Below are 18,705 nucleotides of genomic sequence, written 5' to 3' on the forward strand. Positions count from 1 at the left end.
GAGAATCGCATGAACGGATGAATCCGATGTAAACATCGCTGAKTAGTTTTTGCCGAATGTAGAGAAGTGCGGCACCTTCTCATCCAGACCAAGACCTAAAAACCAACGATATGCCACGTTGGTTTCAATCTCTTTGATGGTACGCCGCATAGAGGGAATACCGAATACATATTGAAGAAGCGCCATCTTGATTAACAGAACGGGATCGACACTTGGTCTGCCTGTGTTTTCGCTATACAAGTTCTCTACGGCACTATAGATGAAGTCGACATCGATGACTGCATCTATTTTTCGGACGAGATGGTCCTGAGGGACCAGTTGTTCCAATGTGATAGTGATATTCTCTGAGCGATGATGGTGATCTCTCTTACCCATCATAGGAAGTCCTCCTTCTTCTTTTTTACTTTTTTATACCCGGAAGAAGGATCGGAGAAGCGTTTTGTTCACTCGAAATCGCTTCCTAGGGAAAAACAAGCAAGAGCGACCCTGCAGCGAAGCGAAGCGGCGCGATGCTTGTCCCAGGAAAACGATTCGAGACGAACAAAAAAGCGCAATCCTTCTCGTCAGAGAAAAATTGCACTTTGTCTTCAGTCTGANGAAGCGGCGCGATGCTTGTCCCAGGAAAACGATTCGAGACGAACAAAAAAGCGCAATCCTTCTCGTCAGAGAAAAATTGCACTTTGTCTTCAGTCTGAGAGCAATGGATCTGCTGATCTATTGCTCTTTTACATGTGTAACGATTACAGCAAGACGCTGACGACGATTGACGTCAAGACGCTGACGAGAGTTGCACCATACAGTAATTTCAAACCAAAACTAGCTGCAACGCTTCCTTGGCGATCATTCAATCCTTTAACCGCACCAGCGATGATTCCGATCGACGAGAAGTTCGCGAACGAGATCAAGAAGACAGAAACGATTCCGAGTGTACGTTCCGAGAACTCTTTCGTGTACTCAGGAAGGCTTAACATCGCGACAAATTCATTCGTGATCAATTTCGTTGCCATGACACTACCGGCACTGACGGCTTCCGCCCATGGAACACCCATGATGAATGCGAATGGTGCAAAGATGTATCCGAGAATTTCTTGGAACGAGATACCGAGAACCATCAGGAAGATATCGTTGACCATTCCGATCAAAGCATTGTAACCGATCAACATCGCACCAACGATGATTGCGACTTTGAATCCATCCATGATGTATTCGCCGAGCATTTCGAAGAACGTTTGCTTCTCTTCGACGATTTCAAGAATATCTTCTTCCGGGTCAACCGTGTATGGGTTGATGATTGAGACGATCATGAAACCACCGAACAAGTTCAAGACGATTGCTGTAACGACATATTTTGGTTCTACCATCGTCATGTACGCACCGACGATTGACATCGAAACCGTCGACATTGCTGATGCACACAATGTGTAAAGACGGTTTGCTGGTAATTGACCAATTTGTTTTTTTACTGTGATGAATACTTCTGATTGTCCGATCGCAGCTGAAGCAACCGCGTTGTAAGACTCGAGACGCCCCATCCCGTTGATTTTCGACAAGACGAAACCAATCCCACGCATCAAGATCGGTAAAATCTTTGTGAATTGCAAAATTCCGATCAAGGCAGAGATGAAAACGATTGGTAGCAAGACGTTAATGAAGAACGGTTGTGCACCTTCGTTCGCTAGTCCACCAAAGACGAAATCAATCCCGATTGCCGCATAACTCAGCAGTTTTTCAAAGACTTTCGCGACGCCACGAATGACGATATATCCGAACGATGTATTGAGTAAAATGAACCCAAGTACGAGCTGAAGAACTAGCATGACCGCAAGCGGTTTCAATTTGATGCCTTTACGATTGCTGCTGACAAGGAGTGCCAAGCCGAAAACGATAGCCAGTCCGAGTAGTGCGATAAGATATTTCATGAAGTACCCCTCTATCTATTAGTTGTTTATCAGTTGTACATTCGTACGATGTCTGACGTTTAATCTCTTTCCAAGTAATAGAATAATCAATATTTCGAAGAACTACAAGAGAAAAAGTTCATTTAGTAACCGCTTTCGTTATTTTCATAGACTTTCAAGACAAACTTTTCCAAGCGTTCCCGAACATTGTCCTGACTAAGGTTTTGCCTTCCATATGCTTTCCACCCCGAATAGACGTCAATTGTTTCAGGTCCAAAATCAAAAACAGCCCGAATATCCCACGCGTGATCGTACAAACGGTTCGTCTGTTTAAGGTAACTTTTTAAAAAATGATCCGCCATCTCGACGGATTCGAGCAAGGCAAGATTCAAACGACAATGCGCAAGGTCGACTTCAATGGGACCTACACATGCATTAATCCAATCAATCGTATGACACGTTCTGTCCATTTCGTATAACACATTGACCGGATGGAAATCCCGATGAATAAATCGGATTGTTTGACTTTCGATCGGTTCGACCGCCAGTAGCTGACGCCATCTCTCCGGATGCTGCGTCCACGTCGGAACGTAACGTTCCGTCGCATACGGCTGATAGACATAAAGAGATTCTGGTACGGGCAGCGTATGGATTGCCGCAAGCATCTGTGCTAGTCGTTCGACATATTGCTCATCCACCTGATCAAGCCGGATCTCTCCCGGTGAACGCGTCATATATAACCAAGGCGGTATTTCGTCCCTAACATCTGTTTGATAGTCCAACACATCTGGTGCTAAGTCACCTGCTGCTCGTAACGCAAACACCTCGTGCAAGACAAGATCAGGCTCCTCATGTAGCCAGTCCTGATTCGTATGGACGCGAAGAATTCCCTCACCGACCCGAAAAACAAGGGAGGATGTCGCGCCTTTTAAGACTTCGACCTCTCCTCCCTCCTGTCCAAGCTGTTGCAAGATTTTCGTAAGGACAGTGGACGATATCATGATGTCACACTACCAATCAATAACTGGTCGATTTGCATCTTCTCATTCGCATGTTCGCGCAAGTCGTGCAAAATTTCTTGCGGGAAGAACAGCTTCTCATCCGTCTGGCGTGACGTCGCGATGGCTTGAACGAGCGGTGAAACTTGCGAGATCTCTTTCATCTGCCCATCCTTCATCTGTAGCATGATCGGTTGTTTGCTGATTTCACCATTATCTCCATATAAATCGTAAGGAAGACGACTGAGTTTATCTTCTAGCAGATAATACGTCGGATTCAAACCGATCGCTTCAAACAGCTCGCATAATTTTTCATGGACGAGTTCACGTTTTTCAGCCGGGTAATCGACATACTTGAACAACTTCCGGTCAACGAATCTTTCTGATAGATCAGAAAGGATCGGATCCTGTTCGTTCGCCCACTGCTGAAAATAGAAGTAGACGATCGTCTCATCGAGTCCAAGGAAATCACGCAACTCCATCTTCTGATCAAACAGCGGCATTAAATGAATCGGTGCAATCACAAACGGATAACCGGAAAGGTATAGCTCCTGTGCTCGTTCGAGAATGGCTTTTAATAGGTAATCACTCGATCGTGTCACCGGATGCAGGTAGACTTGCCAATACATCTGATACCGACGCATGATGTAGTCTTCAATCGAATGCATCCCGGACTGCTTGACGACCATTTGATTCGGCGCCGGACGCAATACCCGAAGCATCCGCTCAAGATCAAATTTTCCGTAGCTGACGCCAGCAAAGTGCGCATCGCGTAATAAATAATCCATTCGATCAACGTCGAGTTGAGAGCTGATCATCGTGACGAGCAGTTGATTCGGGTGCGTTTTATTGATGATCGACGCCACTTCTTCCGCGAATCCCTCTCCCACTTGGTCGAGAACTTTCTTGATTTCCGTATCCCCGAGGATGATTCGCTCTGTCCACGTTTCATGGTTGACACCGAAGACATTCTCGAACGCGTGCGAAAACGGACCATGACCAACATCGTGTAAGAGTGCCGCAGCCAGCGTCAACTCCCGGTACTGATCATCCCAATCGGCGCGACCGTTAAAGACGTCGATCAGTTGGCGCGTGATCTCATAGACGCCGAGTGAATGATGGAATCGCGTGTGTTCCGCCCCATGAAACGTCAAAAAGGATGTTCCCAGTTGTTTGATTCGACGTAGTCGTTGAAACTCACGTGTACCGATCAATTGCCAAATCAACTGATCACTGACATAGATATACCGATGAACAGGATCTTTGAAGACCTTCGTTTCCTTTAATTGACCTAATGATTGATACATATGTTTCTCTCCTTTAAATCGTGTCTATGTCGTTGTTGTTCGGTTTTGTCTCCAAGGATTCCTGTCTCCTGCGGCGCTTCGCACAGAAACTTTATACACCCTGTGCTATAATGATGTCGCAAATCTACAATAAAGGAACGAGCCTATGGGAATCGAACTCTTAAAACAAGAACATTATCGTATTTTTGATCAAACGTCACTCGGAACTGCTTTTCATGCGACACAATCGTTTGCGATGGACGACACATTATGCGCTTCCGTTGCAACAGAAGGAGCTGCACTCCGCTCTTGGATTCACCACGAAACTGTCGTCCTCGGCATCCAGGATGCCCGCCTTCCTCACCTTGCTGACGGCGTAGCTGTTTTGCACGAACATGGTTTTTCGCCCGTCGTCCGTAACTCAGGCGGTCTTGCTGTCGTCCTTGACGCCGGTGTCTTGAATATTTCGTTAGTCCTACCCGAACGTGGCGGCATCGATATCGACAGTGGTTACGAAGCGATGCTTGCGCTCGTCCGTGGCATGTTCGCTCAAGAAACGGACGCGATCGTCGCCGGTGAAGTCGTTGGATCGTATTGTCCCGGTTCTTATGACTTATCGATCGCCGGTAAAAAATTCGCTGGTATCTCCCAGCGTCGTGTCCGTGGCGGAGTTGCCGTTCAAATCTACCTCTGTGTTAACGGAAGCGGGAGTCAGCGCGCCGCTTTAGTCCGCGACTTTTACGCGGCAGCGCTTCAAGGCGAGGCGACGAAATTCGTCTATCCAACCATCGTCCCGGAAACGATGGCTTCGCTTGAAGAATTACTCGGTACCTCATTGACGATTGAGGAATGTTTACGTCGTGCCTATGAGGCATTACTTGCGCTCGGCGCTGATTTAACACCAGCGACTTTGACGGAACTCGAGAACGAGCGGTTCTGTGTCAACTTGAGTCGAATGCTTGATCGAAATGAAAAAGCCCTAGGTTAAGAAAGGAGAGAACGTGATGATCCGATTGATCACAGACAGTGGTGCTGATGCACCAAAAGACATGTTAGATGCTTATGATTTTACGATCATGCCGTTCGGCGTATTGATCGACGAAGACACGTTCTTCGACGGAGAATCGATATCTCCAAAACAACTGTATGATAAGATGCGCGATGGCGCAGCACCAAAGACATTCCAAGTAGAAGTCAGCCGGATGGTCGAGGTGTTCACGCGTCACTTCGAACAAGGTGATCCCTTCCTCTATCTCGCTTTTTCAAGTGAGTTATCTGGAACATACCAAACCGCGAAGATGCTCGCAGATGAACTCGCCGAAAAATATCCGAACGTCCCCTATCTCGTGCTCGATACGAAAACCGCTTCAACGGGACAAGGACTATTCGTTCTCGACGTTGCAGAGTATGCACAAACGCATTCGTTTGAAGAAACAGTGGTCTACGCTGAAGCCAAGGTGAATACGATTCGTCATCTGTTTACAGTCGAATCACTCGAATATTTGATGCGCGGTGGACGCGTTTCGCGAGCTAGCGCCTTCATTGGTGGTCTCCTATCGATCTTGCCACTGTTGACCGTCGAAGATGGGAAGCTGATTCCGAAAGAAAAAATCCGAGGTCAGAAAAAGGTCATGAACCGGATCGTCGAGTGGATGGAAGAAGCACGTCCTGCGATTGACGGACACCGAATCATGATTGGTCACGGGGATTCGATCGAACGGGCAGAACAGTTAAAACAATCGATTGAAGCACAATTCTCACCAAGCGAAGTCATCTTGACGATCGCCGGCGCAGCCATCGGTTCACATACTGGACCGGGACTCGTCGTCATTGGTTACGACCTTCCACGTTAACAGCATTCATTCTTACTTCATTTAAAACGGGACAGACTCTTAATCGAGTCTGTCCCGTTTTTTTTAGGAATTATAGCCGAAGAATAGCAGTGCTACGCTTAAGCCGAGCGAGGAGACGATGAACACGATCGCCATCCCACCCATTCCGAAGACCAGCATCTTCGGTAAATCACGTCGCTTCTTTAGAAGGGCTGTCAATAACCCGACGTTGATCAAGAAGACGACAACGAACGGGAGCAACAACATCCAACGCTCTTGCAGTAACGCTAAACCATCCATGATGAGATATCCTTTCAGAAACTACTTCTACTAGTACATAGTAATGATATCAGTCTTCTGTTTTCGACGCTGCCACCGCATCATGAGAATTCAAGTTGACCGTTAACGGCTTTGCTGTTCCTTTACCAGAGAAGTTCTCGATCAACTCTTTGACATCTAATCCTGACGACGCTTTTAACGTCTCTTGCAGTGACGCCATCAAATCCGTTGCGTACCCTGTGACACGGTTCGCACCGCCACCTTCACCACTACCTGTATCGACGACCGTGATCTTATCGATGTTACCGAGTGGTGCTGCAATCTCTTTCGCGTATTCTGGCATCATCCGAATGACCATGTCAAGGATTGCTGCTTGTCCGAATTGTTCGAACGCCTGCGCGATTTTTTCTTTCGCTTCCGCTTCGGCAAGACCTTTCAAACGAATGATGTCTGCTTCTGTTTCCCCTTGTGCTCGCTCAGCGTCCGCTTTCGCAAGACCATCCAGACGAATTCGTTCTGCATCCGCTTTTGCCGATGCTTCAATCCGGTATTTCGTTGCATCTGCTTCCGCATATTGCTTCGCACGGTCCGCTTGGGCAGCTTGCTCAATCGAGTAACGATCGGCATCGGCACGTTTTTTGACTTCCGCATCGTATTGTTTCTCACGACGGAGGATTTCTCGTTCTTCGAGCTCGATTTGTTTTTGACGCTCAATGATTTTGATTTGCATCTGTTGCTCGGTGACTTCTTGTTGTGCACGTGCATTCTCAAGATCATACGCTTGGTCGGCTTTCGCCTTCGCGATATCTTGTTCGCGGCGGTAGTCTGCCATCTTCAACTGATTTTCTTTTTCCGCTTCAGCGATTTCCGTTGCACGTTCGAGTTCTGCTTTTTTCGCATCCTTTGAAGCTTCCGCTCGTTTGATGCGTGTCTCTTTTTCCGCGTCTGCCGTTGCGATGTCCGCATCCCGGCGCACCTGTGCAATCCGTGGTTTCCCGAGTGATTCTAAGTATCCATTTTTATCTCGGACGTCTTTGATCGTAAACGAAACGATGACGAGCCCCATCTTCGCCAGATCTTGTGATGCGACCCGCTGGACTTCTTGCGAGAACTTATCGCGGTTCTTATAAATTTCTTCGACTGTCATCGAACCGAGGATCGAACGCAAATGCCCTTCAAGAACTTCACGCGCTTCCCCTTCACGCTCTTCTTTTGATTTTCCGAGGAACTGCTCTGCTGCTGTTGCAATCTCAGAAATCGAACTGCCGATCTTGATGATCGCCGTTCCATCAGCCATGACCGGTACACCCTGCTCCGTGTACACTTCTGGTGTTGTGACTTCGAGTTTACTCGATAACAAGCTAAGTGGTGTTGCTTGTTGGAAGACAGGTAACACGAATGTTCCGCCGCCGCGAATAATCTTCACCCGGTTGCCGGACTCATCGGTATTAACGTTGCGTCCTCCAAGATAACTACCGGATACGATTAATGCTTCTTCCGGACCAACCGTTCGGTACTTCGTGATGAATAGGACAATCAATGCAACGATCAATGCGACTGCAACGATCGATACGATTAATACTGGATTCATGTAAACATCTCCTTTTTCCATTGTTGGGGGTACGTCACGACAGACGCGACGCCTTGTTTAATCTCGATAACAAGTACCTTTGTTCCTTGTGGTAAGGCAGGACCTTCAAACAGGACGGCTGACTTCGATACACGTCCTGAGACGTCATCAAGTAAAATTTCACCATATCCTTCAGTCGGAATCGGCACGATGACGGTTGCGCTACGCCCTTCTAGCATCTGTTCCGAAAATCCAAGCGACTGTTCGGCTTGTGCCATCGGAACGAACAAAAAAATATGCATCAGCGTCGTCACCAACAACGCGATGACACTGCTGATGATCAAAATCAAAATTGAACCAAGCGGACTCAGTTGTTCGAGTCCGAAGCCGATCGCTGACGTGATGATGACGAAAGATAAGATCAACGTAGGATGGAAAATTTGATCGACACCCGGAATGACGTCTGAGAATAGGATGGACACAAACACACCACAAGCAGCGGCCGCTAACGCATATAAATAAAGTGTACTAACGTCCATTTTCGTTCACCTCGATGTAAGGATGTGAACCATACAGTTCGTGATAAGCCCGCTGATACGCAGTCCGGTTTTCTTCATACAATAAACGAGCCAACTCTTTGTCTCGCTGATCAATCGCCTCTTCTTGACGACGTAAGTATTTTTTTTGCGCGGCAAAATGACGTGCTAATCTTGCCTCAATCGACGGTTCTCGTTCACGCGGCAACTCCTGTTTCATCGCTCCACTCCTTTCTGAAGTACTGGCTTTCTCCCTCTTCTACGCAAACCATCTAGAAAATGTTTCAAAATGAATTCCATTTCTTTTCCTTTCATTAAATAAAAAAACGTTCGTCCCATAAATAGGACAAACGTTTTTGACTAACAAGTATTTATGAGCGGTCGGGACGTCGGACGATTAGTCCGTAATAAAGGACGAGTGCCAAACAATCAAGCGTCATGATAATCAGCCCCATCGGAACGGCCGATTGCTCCCCCATGATGCCGACGAGTGGTGACACGAGCGAACCGACGAGCATCGGGAGTAAACCAAGAAGTGCCGAGGCACTTCCAGCCGTTGCTCCGTAGTTTTGCATCGCTAAGGTAAAACCGAGCGTTGAGATCAAACCAACGCTTGAGACGACGAAGAAAAGTGGAATCATGACGAAAATCAATTGGTCCGTTAACGTTAAAGCGAAGAACAATAAGATACTTGCACTCGCAACAACCGTCAAGCTGATTCGCATCAGACGTTCTGAATCAACTCGACCAGCAAGACGTCCAGCGATTTGAGCCGCTAAAATGATTCCGATTCCGTTTAAGCCGAACAAAAAACTGAACTGTTGCGGCGAAGCGCCATAAATATTCTGTAAGACGAACGGTGAACCGGAGATGTAGGCAAACATCGCGCCCATGACGAATGCTTGCGCGAACGCATAGCCGATGAAGACACGGTCCGTCAACAAACGTCCGAATGTCTTTAACGTCGTCGTCAAATTCCCTTCAACGCGTCTTTCGAGTGGAAGTGTTTCCGGCAAACGCAGTGCAACAGCGAGCAACATCAACGTACTTAAAATCGCCAGCAAGTAAAAGACAAAATGCCAGTCACCGAACCGAAGCAACTGTCCCCCGATGACGGGTGCGAGAATCGGTGCCGTTCCGTTGACGAGGGACAAGGCAGCAAAGAACCGCGTTAATTCCGGTCCTTCGAATAGATCACGAACGATTGCCCGGGAAATGACAATTCCTGACGCTCCGGCTGCCCCTTGGATGAAGCGCAGCGCAATCAACACTTCAATCGTTGGTGCCATCGCACACGCAAGAGAAGCGAGCAGATACGCAAGTAAAGCAATCATTAACGGACGCTTACGTCCACGAACATCACTGAGCGGACCAACGATCAATTGTCCGAGCGCCATTCCGAGCATACAAGCCGTCAAACTCAATTGGATCAGTGACGCACTCGCATCAAACGAGCGTGACATATCCGGAAAAGCAGGTAGATACATGTCGATCGAGAGCGGTCCGAGTGCAGCGAGTGAACCGAGGATCAAGATCAACGTCAAGCGGCCTGGTGTCATCGTCGTCTTTGTCATGACGTCACGTAATCCAAATCATGCAAGACATAAGCGAGGAAAAAGACGACCGATGGATTTTCATATGTCATCTGTACCTTTTTAAGTTGGGCCCGATAACCGGTCTCATACTCGACACCATTTAACTTTCGTTCCATGTTCATTTTGATCAACGCATCGAGTTTATCGATCACATCGACCATTTGCCCTTCGTACGTCTCGTCTTTTGCTTCAACGACGAACCGACGGAACGGTGCTCGGATGTCTTCTGGTAAATTGTTGATCAACGTCTCTCCTTCTGCCCGTTCATAAGCTTCGAAGGCTGCTGCCGTGACCGGCGTCGCATGTTTGACAGGTCCAAGAACATCTCCTGTCGTTCCTTCAACGAGATCATGGCACAAGAGACGAGAGACGACTTCTTCAATGTCGATCGTGACGCCGTATTTTTCTGATTCAATCAATCCATTGAAGATACCAAGCGAAGCTGCACGAAACGCATGTGTCGCGTCGTTATCATCAATCGTATTAAAACGTCCTTTCCAGCGCCGAATCGTATCCATCATCAAGACGTTTTCGATAAAATGAGACATCTCGTCCTCTTCCATGACCGACTGTGTCAAGCGACGGATTGAAGCGAGTGGGTGTCGTTCCAGAACAGCCTGTAATTCCGCTGCTTTTTGTTCGAAAAAGACGGACTCTGTCATCCGTGCTTCCCTGCGTGCATATAACATCGCATCAAACGTATCGATGGCTTCAACGATTCGTCCTTCCGGTGAATCATCCTCTGCATGAACAAGATACGTCGTAAAGGCTGGTTGAAGCGACTTCGAGAGTAAGGCGACGAGCTGTTCACTCGCCTGTTGTTCCATTGCCTGAATGTGTGCATGTAACGTCGGCTCTTTTTTCGTCCGGTGTTTGATTGGTCCGGTGATGACCTCGTTCATGTCATGGAATAGGGCTTTTCCGAGCAATCTCAGGCGGTCGACTGGTGTTTGTCCTTCTGCTTCTTCTAAATAGCTTGCCATCAAACTGAATAAGGCAACACGAAAGCTATGACTGGCTGCGTTATCCGGAAAACGTGGTGCATATTCATCCCACCGTGGAACGTTTTGCATCCGCGTCAGCATCCGAATGAAATTACCGTTTTGCATAAAATCTCTCCTAACGAAAGACGGACAGAGAGTACCCTGCCCGCCATTGTATTATTTTGCTGATTTGGTTGAACTACTTCCGCTACGGAACCAACCAATGATTAAAATCAGGGCAAGTACGACCCAGAAGATCGTTTGCCATAGTGTACTCTCTGGAAACTCATGCGGCAAGACGTCGATTGACGGATGCGCAAGTGTCATGACGACGAGTTTTACGCCAACCCAAGCGACAAGCCAAAACGCTGCTTCTTCGATACCTGGTCGCTTTTGGAGCAAGACAACGAACCAACTCGCAAAGTAACGCATAATGACGAGACCAATGATCCCACTGAAGAAGACGACCCAGAATTGACCTGTATTCAGACCACCAATCGTTCCTCCGATCATCGGTAGTGTCGTTGCCATGGCGACAGCGGCAAGTGTCGAGTCGACAGCGAACGCTAAATCAGAGAATTCGACTTTAACAACCGTCCACCAAAAATTCGGTGAGGCTTTTTGTGAAGCAATCGAGTCCGGTACTTGGTGTTTATTCGATCGTGCCTCAACGATTCCTTTAAACGCCACGTAAAAGAGGTATATCGCTCCGAGTGCCTGAAGCTCCCAAATCGTCGCTAGGTACGAGGCAAAGAAGATTGCGACGAAACGTAAGACGAGTGCCCCGACGAGACCATAGAAAAGTGCTTTTTTGCGCTGATCGTCTGGTAACGGTCGGACTAGGACAGCCATGACCATCGCATTGTCGGCAGATAATAACCCTTGCAAAATAATCAGTACGAGCCCGACGGTCGCATACTGTGTAATTAATCCAATATCCATACTAACGAATCCCCTTTTTTGTTCAGTCTATTCATTATATGCCGGTCGATCGGAAAGAAAAAGATGAAAGCTCGACTGAAGTACTTAACCTTGTGTTTTATTCCCATTGTTTAAGAAAACCTAACACCAAAAAACGACCCGTCATCGACGGATCGTTCCACTTCTTATAAGTTTTGATCAACTTTCTTTTCCGCATCTGGATTTGCTTTCGTTTTTGGTGAAGAGAACCAACCCCAAAGGGCAAGACCGACCATGACCGTCCAGAAGAATGCCTGCCACGGTGTACTGTGAGCAAATCCTTCCGGAAGTTTTAAGGCTTCGAAGACTGTTCCTTCGATTGATGCATGGTATTTCGGATGTTCGAGCGCAAGAACAGCTAGCTTCACACCGACCCAGGCAACGATTGCAAAGGCTGCTGTTTCAAGACCTGGACGTTCTGCAAGTAATTTCACGAAGACACGGGCCGCGAAACGCATGAGAACGACACCCATTAAACCACCCGTTAAGATGACGATGAAGTGACCGGTGTTCAAACCACCGATTTCGCCCGATCCCCAGTTCGGAAGTGCGACTGCTAAAGCAACTGCAGCAAGAATCGAATCGACAGCAAATGCTAAGTCAGCGAATTCAATCTTCGCGACTGTCCGCCAGAATTCACCTTTAGAAACTGGCTCTTCCGACTTCGGCTCTGCATCGAGTTCATTTTCGGCGCCATGATTCTCACCAAGTTTCCTTGCCTTAGCGGTCTTATAAATATGCCGTAATCCCATGATGAGCAAGTACGCTGCTCCAAGTGCTTGGATTTGCCAAATATCGACGAGGAATGAAATCGCGAACAGTGCCGCGAACCGTAAAACGAATGCTCCAGCTAATCCATAAAAAAGTGCTTTCTTTTGTTGTTCTCCTGGTAAGTGCTTAACCATGACCGCGAGTACGAGTGCATTATCTGCCGAAAGTAATCCTTCAAGCGCGATCAAGACGAGTACGACCCAAGCATATTGAAGTAATAACTGCCAATCCATCTCTGTCATCCCTTTCTCTGACTATCTGTAAAATCAAAAATACATTGTATGACTATGACAAAAACAATAATTACACGTTCACCTGAACATATACTATAGGATAATATACCCGATTGCAAGCATGTTATTCCTCCGGCTATGGAATGTGTCGATTTTAAGTCGTGCGAGTTTCGTTTATCGAACGTTCGTGATAAAATTCAAGACAACACTTCTAGTAATGAAACGATGAAACACATTTGCGGAATCATCAGACTTGCTCGTCTCTAGCATTCCTGTCATGTTATTACTATTGAAACACTACAAAAGGACAAAGGGGCCCATAAATATGTCTACCTACCCGATTACGTTACCAACGAAAGAAGAGCGCCATAAGCTGTTCGGTTCGGTACCACCAATCAAAGGAACAAAACCGACTGAAAAAGATAAAATGGTCGACTTGCAAAATACACCGAAGAACTTCCTGTTCGCACTTGACGCTGTTGGAATCTCAAACGTTAAACATCCTGTCGTCATCCAAGACGGGGACAAAACACAAGCGACAGTCGCAACGTTCGAGTTGTCGACGTCACTCGTACAAGACCGTAAAGGGATCAACATGAGTCGCTTAACGGAACAACTTGATCAATATCACAACGAAGGTTGGACAGTCACGAATGAATCACTTATTCAATTCGCGCGTGATTTAGCGGACCGTATGGAACAAACAGAAGGTCAATTGACGATCCGTTACCCATGGTTCTTTACACGTAAAGCACCTGCAACGGGACTTAGTGGGTTGATGAATGCCGAAGTATGGCAAACGGTCAGCGTCAACACGGAAACGAATGAAGCGACATTATCTGTCGGCTTGACGATCAACGTCACGACACTTTGCCCATGTTCGAAAGAAATCAGCGAGTACAGTGCCCACAACCAACGTGGCTACGTCACGATGGAAGCTTCGTTACGTGATGAAGCAGAAGACTTTGACTGGAAACAATCATTGCTTGATGCGGCTGAATCAAATGCTTCTGCCCCACTTCACCCGGTACTCAAACGTCCGGATGAAAAACGCGTGACAGAGATGGCATACGAAAATCCACGTTTCGTAGAAGACATGGTGCGCTTGATTGCTGCTGACCTATACGAAATGGATCCAATTGCTTCGTTCTACGTCGAATGTCGCAACGAAGAAACGATTCACCAACATGATGCAATCGCACGCATCACGTTCGATAAAGACGCACAATAAGCAAGCTCGCCGTATTTCCTCTCCACTAGAGGGAGTACGGCTTTTTTGTTTATCGGCATTGCCCTTCGTTTTGCGAGCGTTTACACTTAACTCGAATGGAGGAATACATATGTTGGAACTGATTCCTTTTTTACTCGAGCGACTTGGTATCATGATCATCTTAGCGTTCATCCTCGCCCAGTGGGGACCAACGCGACGCTTGTTGCGTCAACCGGAAGCAGGTTGGCAATTCCGTGTCCTCGTCCTGTTTTTTGCGACGTATGGGATCTTAAGTAACTATACAGGGGTCAAAGTCGACTTAGCAGAATTCTTGCCCCATGCTTGGCTCGAAGAGGTCGACGGAACATCGGCAATCGCGAATACACGAACGATGATCGTTGTCATCAGTGGGTTACTCGCTGGTCCGCTTGGTGGATTGATGACTGGACTGATCGTCGGGATTCATCGGTATTCCCTCGGCGGGTTCACAGCATTTGCTTGTACGCTTTCGACCGTCATTGCCGGTGGTGTCAGTGGATTACTTCGCCCTTACTGGCGTGACCGACTCGGCAGCCAAGCGTTGTTACCTGTTTGTCTGACCGCTTTTTTGATGCTATTTGAAATGTCATTGATTTTACTGTTCGCCCGCCCCTTTGACGCGGCTGTTGAACTCGTCCAGTTTATCTTCTTGCCGATGACACTCATCAACGTCCTTGGCGTCTGGTTATTTTTATCGATCATCCGTCTTGCTGCGCGAGAAGAAGAAACTGTCCGTGCACGAGAAGCAGAACGGTCGTTGCATATCGCCGATTTGACGCTTCCGCACCTGACGCGTGGTCTACATATCCATACGGCAGAAGCTGTCGCGGAAATTCTGTTGCAGCAAACACGAGCCGAAGCCGTCTCCTTGACGGATCAATCCGTTATCCTTGCTCACCTCGGTATCGGAAGTGATCACCATCAAGCAGGTAGTCACTGGACGACAAAACCAACCGAACATGTTTTACAGGATGGACAAGTTCGTCTTGTGACGGAACGACTCGATATCGGCTGTCCCGTAACGGATTGCCCACTTCAAGCGGGCATCATCGCTCCACTCATCGTCGAGGAAACGACGATTGGAACGTTAAAAGTCTACTATCCGCATGCCGAACTGCTCGACGCCGTGGAAGTCGAACTCATTGAAGGATTAGCAAAACTGTTTTCTACACAACTGGCACTCGGGAACGCACAGCGCCAAGCTGATTTACTGAAGGATGCCGAGATCCGGGCACTCGAAGCACAAATTCATCCACACTTCCTGTTCAATGCCATCAATACGATTTATGCACTGTGCCGAACGGATGTCGAACAGGCACGGACATTGTTGCTCGAATTATCAACGTTTTTCCGTAGTAACCTCCAAGGAGCACGCTCGACGAAAATTCCGCTCCAAAAGGAACTCGAGCATATCGAAGCGTATACGTCTCTTGAAGCTGCTCGTTTTCCAAATCGACCGTTCCTCGATATCGATTTAGCGGAAGAGACGACGTCTTTACTCGTTCCACCGTTTATCTTACAACCGTTGATCGAGAATGCGTTCCTTCATGCTTTTTTAAATGAGCAGACGGGATATGTCGGGGTGACGGCATGGTGTGAGGCAGATCAACTTTACCTCGAAGTCGTCGATAACGGACGCGGGATTGAAGCCTCTCGCCTTGCTCGTCTCGGTCGAGAAGTCGTTCCATCTTCTGGTACCGGTACCGCGTTATTCAATACGGCAGAACGGATTCGAAGCCTGTACGGTGAAAAAGGACAGTTTACGATCACGAGTGACGGTCAAAACGGAACGACGATTACAATTCGCCTTCCCATTGAAGTCAGAAAGGAGAACCAGCATGCGCACCTTGTTGATTGAAGATGAACCGCTCGCACGTGACGAGCTCCGTTATCACGTGACCGCAGCCGGTCTTGAAGTCGTCGGAGAAACCGGTAGTGTCGAAGAAGCGGAACGACTCGTCCGCTCCCTTCAACCCGACTTAGTCTTTCTTGATATCGAGCTGACGGACGGAAGCGGTCTTGAAGTCGCCAAACGATTGAAGTCGATGCCACGTCCTCCGGCTCTTTTGTTTGTAACGGCATATGATGCTCATGCACTTGAAGCCTTTGAACTCAATGCCTATGACTACATCTTGAAACCGTATGATCCGGCACGGATCGTGCGCGCCATCGAAAAAGTCGCACGACCGCTTCCGAAAAAAGCACCTCGACTTGAACGTTTAGCTGTCGAAACGGGAGATCGACTCAAACTCTTATCTCCGCAAGATATTGATTACATCGTCGCTGAAAACGGGAAAACGAAAATCGTAACGGAACATGAAGCGTATCCTTCAAACGAGACCTTACTCGAACTTGAACGAAAGCTTCAAGATCATCGGTTTTTACGGGTTCATCGCTCGTATCTCGTGAACTTATCAGCGATTGACGCGATCGAACCTTGGTTTAACGGGGCTTACAACTTAAAGATTCACCAAATCGATGTGCCGGTCAGTCGGACGTATGTCAAACTATTGAAAGAAGCGCTCGGTATTTGAGTGCTTCTTTTTTGTGATTCAAGGTCCTTTTTCAACCTTTCGTCGTACAAAATCGACAACTCATCTAAAAATTAAAGAAAGCGCTTCCACAACTTGTATACTAAATCCATCATAGTTCATTCAAGAGGAGGAATTTTAGATGAGCGCTACTCCCATCGTCATTGCTGTCATCTGTATCTTATTAATCGCGTATCGTCTCTACGGTACATTCATGGCTGCGAAAGTCTTAAAAATCAAAGATGATCGCGAAACGCCTGCTCATAAACTAGCGGACGGAAAAGATTACGTTCCAACGAACAAATGGGTCTCATTCGGACACCATTTTGCGGCAATCGCTGCTGCTGGTCCACTCGTCGGACCTGTCCTTGCTGCTCAGTTCGGCTACCTACCCGGCTTACTGTGGCTCTTGATCGGTGCCGTCATCGGGGGAGCGGTCCATGATATGGTCGTCCTGTTTGCCTCGATGCGTCAAGATGGTCAATCGTTGTCCGAAGTCGCTAAAAAAGAATTAGGTCCCGTCGCTGGTTTTTGTGCCGGTCTTGCGATGCTCTTCATCATCACGATTACGATGGCGGGACTATCGATGGTCGTCCTGCACGCACTTGAACATAATCCATGGGGCACATTCGCTGTCTTCTCGACGATTCCGATCGCGATGCTCGTTGGGATTTACTTACGTAAAGGTGGTAACCTAGCCCTTGCTTCAACAGTCGGTTTTCTACTCATCTTAGCTGCGATTGGTTTTGGTCCTCAGTTGACGGAAACATTCATCGGTGACTGGTTCGACCTGTCCTCTCGTCAGCTCGCAATCGCTCTACCGATTTATGCATTCTTCGCTGCGGCACTGCCTGTATGGCTCTTGCTCGCACCACGCGACTATCTATCAAGTTTCATGAAGATCGGTGTTTTCCTTGCCTTAATCGTTGGTGTCTTCATCATCAACCCGGACATTCGATTCCCAGCATTCACGAAGTTCGTTGATGGCGGTGGTCCAATCATCGCTGGTCCAGTCTGGCCATTCATCTCGATCACGATTGCCTGTGGTGCAATCTCTGGTTTCCACGCTTTCGTTGGTTCTGGTACGACACCGAAGATGATTAATCGGTGGAGTGACATCAAACCGGTTGCTTTTGGTGCCATGCTTGTTGAATGTCTTGTTGCCGTCATGGCATTGATTGCTGCGACATCTCTTGAAGTCGGTGATTACTTTGCCATCAACTCAACACCAGAAGTATTCGCAACTCTAGGTATGAGCACGGTCTACTTGGATGATTTATCTCGTGAAATCGGACTCGACCTTGCAGGTCGAACGGGTGGTGCCGTTTCACTCGCCGTCGGTATGACGTTCATCTTCCGCGCCATCCCATGGTTCAAAGAAATTGCCGGTTTCTTCTTCCAATTCGTCATTCTGTTCGAAGCGGTCTTCATTTTAACTGCAATCGACGCAGGAACACGTGTCGCCCGTTACTTGATTCAAGATTTCTTCGGTGAATTCTATAAACCACTCAAACGCGTCGACTGGATTCCAGGTGCAATCTTTGCTTCAGCACTCGGTACGTTCTTCTGGGGCTATCTCCTGTTCTCAGGTGACATCGGTTCGATTTGGGCATTATTCGGGGTATCAAATCAGCTGATGGCTTCAATCGGCTTGATCATCGGAACGACGATCATCTTGAAAATCGCCGATAAAAAAGTCTATGCCCTGACGACGTTCATCCCGCTCGTCTACCTCCTGATCACAGTAACATTTGCTGATATCTGGATGGTCGCAAACGTTTATGCAAATCCAGATTCTCCAGGATTTAGCGTCTTGAATACCGTCTTATCCGTAACGATGGGACTGCTCGCGATCGTCATTACGATCTCAGCCGTCAAGAAATGGATTGAACTATTGAATTCACCACGTTGGGAAAATCAAAAACGTTCTGCGTAAGCGGATTAGTTATATGATAAAAGGCAGTGGACGCATCCACTGCCTTTT

General features: G+C 47.5%; 18 protein-coding genes. 6 read left to right on the forward strand and 12 right to left on the reverse strand.

Annotated elements, in window-relative coordinates; genetic code table 11:
- The 4 genes from ASG02_RS13690 to ASG02_RS13710 all read right to left on the reverse strand — a co-directional run.
- The coding region (locus ASG02_RS13690; protein ID WP_162236138.1) for a transposase at nt 1-378 on the reverse strand (378 nt) is incomplete at its 3' end.
- A 362-nt stretch (nt 379-740) separates the two neighbouring features.
- Nucleotides 741-1,919, reverse strand: coding sequence for a NupC/NupG family nucleoside CNT transporter (locus ASG02_RS13700; protein ID WP_056064376.1), 1,179 nt, complete (start codon nt 1,917-1,919; stop codon nt 741-743).
- Between the two features lie 122 nt (nt 1,920-2,041).
- The gene (locus tag ASG02_RS13705; protein ID WP_056064379.1) at nt 2,042-2,899 is read right to left on the reverse strand and encodes a phosphotransferase family protein; all 858 of its coding nucleotides are present in this window, start codon (nt 2,897-2,899) and stop codon (nt 2,042-2,044) included.
- Nucleotides 2,896-4,203, reverse strand: coding sequence for an HD domain-containing protein (locus ASG02_RS13710; RefSeq protein ID WP_056064384.1), 1,308 nt, complete (start codon nt 4,201-4,203; stop codon nt 2,896-2,898). The genes ASG02_RS13705 and ASG02_RS13710 overlap by 4 nt, the downstream gene beginning before the upstream one ends.
- A 145-nt stretch (nt 4,204-4,348) precedes the next feature.
- Between ASG02_RS13710 and ASG02_RS13715 the strand changes: the two genes are divergently transcribed.
- Both ASG02_RS13715 and ASG02_RS13720 read left to right on the forward strand, forming a co-directional pair.
- A complete protein-coding gene (locus tag ASG02_RS13715) occupies nt 4,349-5,170 on the forward strand; it encodes a biotin/lipoate A/B protein ligase family protein (RefSeq protein ID WP_056064387.1) in 822 nt (273 codons plus the stop codon).
- 16 nt (nt 5,171-5,186) lie between these two features.
- On the forward strand, nt 5,187-6,035 hold the full coding sequence (locus ASG02_RS13720; RefSeq protein WP_056064391.1) for a DegV family protein: 849 nt from the start codon (nt 5,187-5,189) through the stop codon (nt 6,033-6,035).
- 63 nt (nt 6,036-6,098) lie between these two features.
- Here ASG02_RS13720 and ASG02_RS13725 read toward each other — a convergent pair whose 3' ends face one another.
- The 8 genes from ASG02_RS13725 to ASG02_RS13760 all read right to left on the reverse strand — a co-directional run bounded on the left by ASG02_RS13725 (nt 6,099) and on the right by ASG02_RS13760 (nt 12,941).
- Nucleotides 6,099-6,314 carry a hypothetical protein gene (locus tag ASG02_RS13725; RefSeq protein ID WP_035411372.1) on the reverse strand — a complete coding sequence of 72 codons (216 nt, stop codon included), beginning with the start codon at nt 6,312-6,314 and terminating at the stop codon, nt 6,099-6,101.
- A gap of 49 nt (nt 6,315-6,363) precedes the next feature.
- Nucleotides 6,364-7,884, reverse strand: coding sequence for a flotillin family protein (locus ASG02_RS13730; protein ID WP_029343201.1), 1,521 nt, complete (start codon nt 7,882-7,884; stop codon nt 6,364-6,366).
- Complete coding sequence (locus tag ASG02_RS13735; RefSeq protein WP_035411376.1) at nt 7,881-8,402, reverse strand: hypothetical protein; 522 nt, start codon at nt 8,400-8,402, stop codon at nt 7,881-7,883. The genes ASG02_RS13730 and ASG02_RS13735 overlap by 4 nt, the downstream gene beginning before the upstream one ends.
- Complete coding sequence (locus tag ASG02_RS13740; protein WP_035411379.1) at nt 8,392-8,619, reverse strand: hypothetical protein; 228 nt, start codon at nt 8,617-8,619, stop codon at nt 8,392-8,394. Before ASG02_RS13740 ends, ASG02_RS13735 begins: the two co-directional genes overlap by 11 nt.
- A 151-nt stretch (nt 8,620-8,770) precedes the next feature.
- Nucleotides 8,771-9,973 carry a multidrug effflux MFS transporter gene (locus ASG02_RS13745; protein WP_056064394.1) on the reverse strand — a complete coding sequence of 401 codons (1,203 nt, stop codon included), beginning with the start codon at nt 9,971-9,973 and terminating at the stop codon, nt 8,771-8,773.
- Nucleotides 9,970-11,103, reverse strand: a complete 1,134-nt coding sequence (locus tag ASG02_RS13750; protein WP_056064397.1) for a YfbR-like 5'-deoxynucleotidase — start codon at nt 11,101-11,103, stop codon at nt 9,970-9,972. The genes ASG02_RS13745 and ASG02_RS13750 overlap by 4 nt, the downstream gene beginning before the upstream one ends.
- A 51-nt stretch (nt 11,104-11,154) precedes the next feature.
- On the reverse strand, nt 11,155-11,919 hold the full coding sequence (locus tag ASG02_RS13755) for a TerC family protein (protein WP_035411388.1): 765 nt from the start codon (nt 11,917-11,919) through the stop codon (nt 11,155-11,157).
- 164 nt (nt 11,920-12,083) lie between these two features.
- Nucleotides 12,084-12,941 (reverse strand): TerC family protein, encoded by an 858-nt coding sequence (locus ASG02_RS13760; RefSeq protein ID WP_035411391.1) that lies wholly within the window; start codon nt 12,939-12,941, stop codon nt 12,084-12,086.
- 325 nt (nt 12,942-13,266) lie between these two features.
- Here ASG02_RS13760 and folE2 point away from each other — a divergent pair, with 325 nt between their 5' ends.
- The 4 genes from folE2 to ASG02_RS13780 all read left to right on the forward strand — a co-directional run bounded on the left by folE2 (nt 13,267) and on the right by ASG02_RS13780 (nt 18,657).
- Nucleotides 13,267-14,172, forward strand: a complete 906-nt coding sequence (gene folE2 / locus ASG02_RS13765; protein WP_035411393.1) for a GTP cyclohydrolase FolE2 — start codon at nt 13,267-13,269, stop codon at nt 14,170-14,172.
- Nucleotides 14,173-14,281: 109 nt separating this feature from the next.
- Complete coding sequence (locus ASG02_RS13770; RefSeq protein ID WP_056064400.1) at nt 14,282-16,048, forward strand: LytS/YhcK type 5TM receptor domain-containing protein; 1,767 nt, start codon at nt 14,282-14,284, stop codon at nt 16,046-16,048.
- Nucleotides 16,029-16,724 carry a LytTR family DNA-binding domain-containing protein gene (locus ASG02_RS13775; protein WP_035411399.1) on the forward strand — a complete coding sequence of 232 codons (696 nt, stop codon included), beginning with the start codon at nt 16,029-16,031 and terminating at the stop codon, nt 16,722-16,724. The genes ASG02_RS13770 and ASG02_RS13775 overlap by 20 nt, the downstream gene beginning before the upstream one ends.
- A 139-nt stretch (nt 16,725-16,863) precedes the next feature.
- The gene (locus ASG02_RS13780) at nt 16,864-18,657 is read left to right on the forward strand and encodes a carbon starvation protein A (RefSeq protein ID WP_035411402.1); all 1,794 of its coding nucleotides are present in this window, start codon (nt 16,864-16,866) and stop codon (nt 18,655-18,657) included.
- Nucleotides 18,658-18,705 lie beyond the last annotated feature (48 nt).

The sequence above is a fragment of the Exiguobacterium sp. Leaf196 genome, from assembly GCF_001423965.1.
Taxonomy (GTDB): Bacteria; Bacillota; Bacilli; order Exiguobacteriales; family Exiguobacteriaceae; genus Exiguobacterium_A.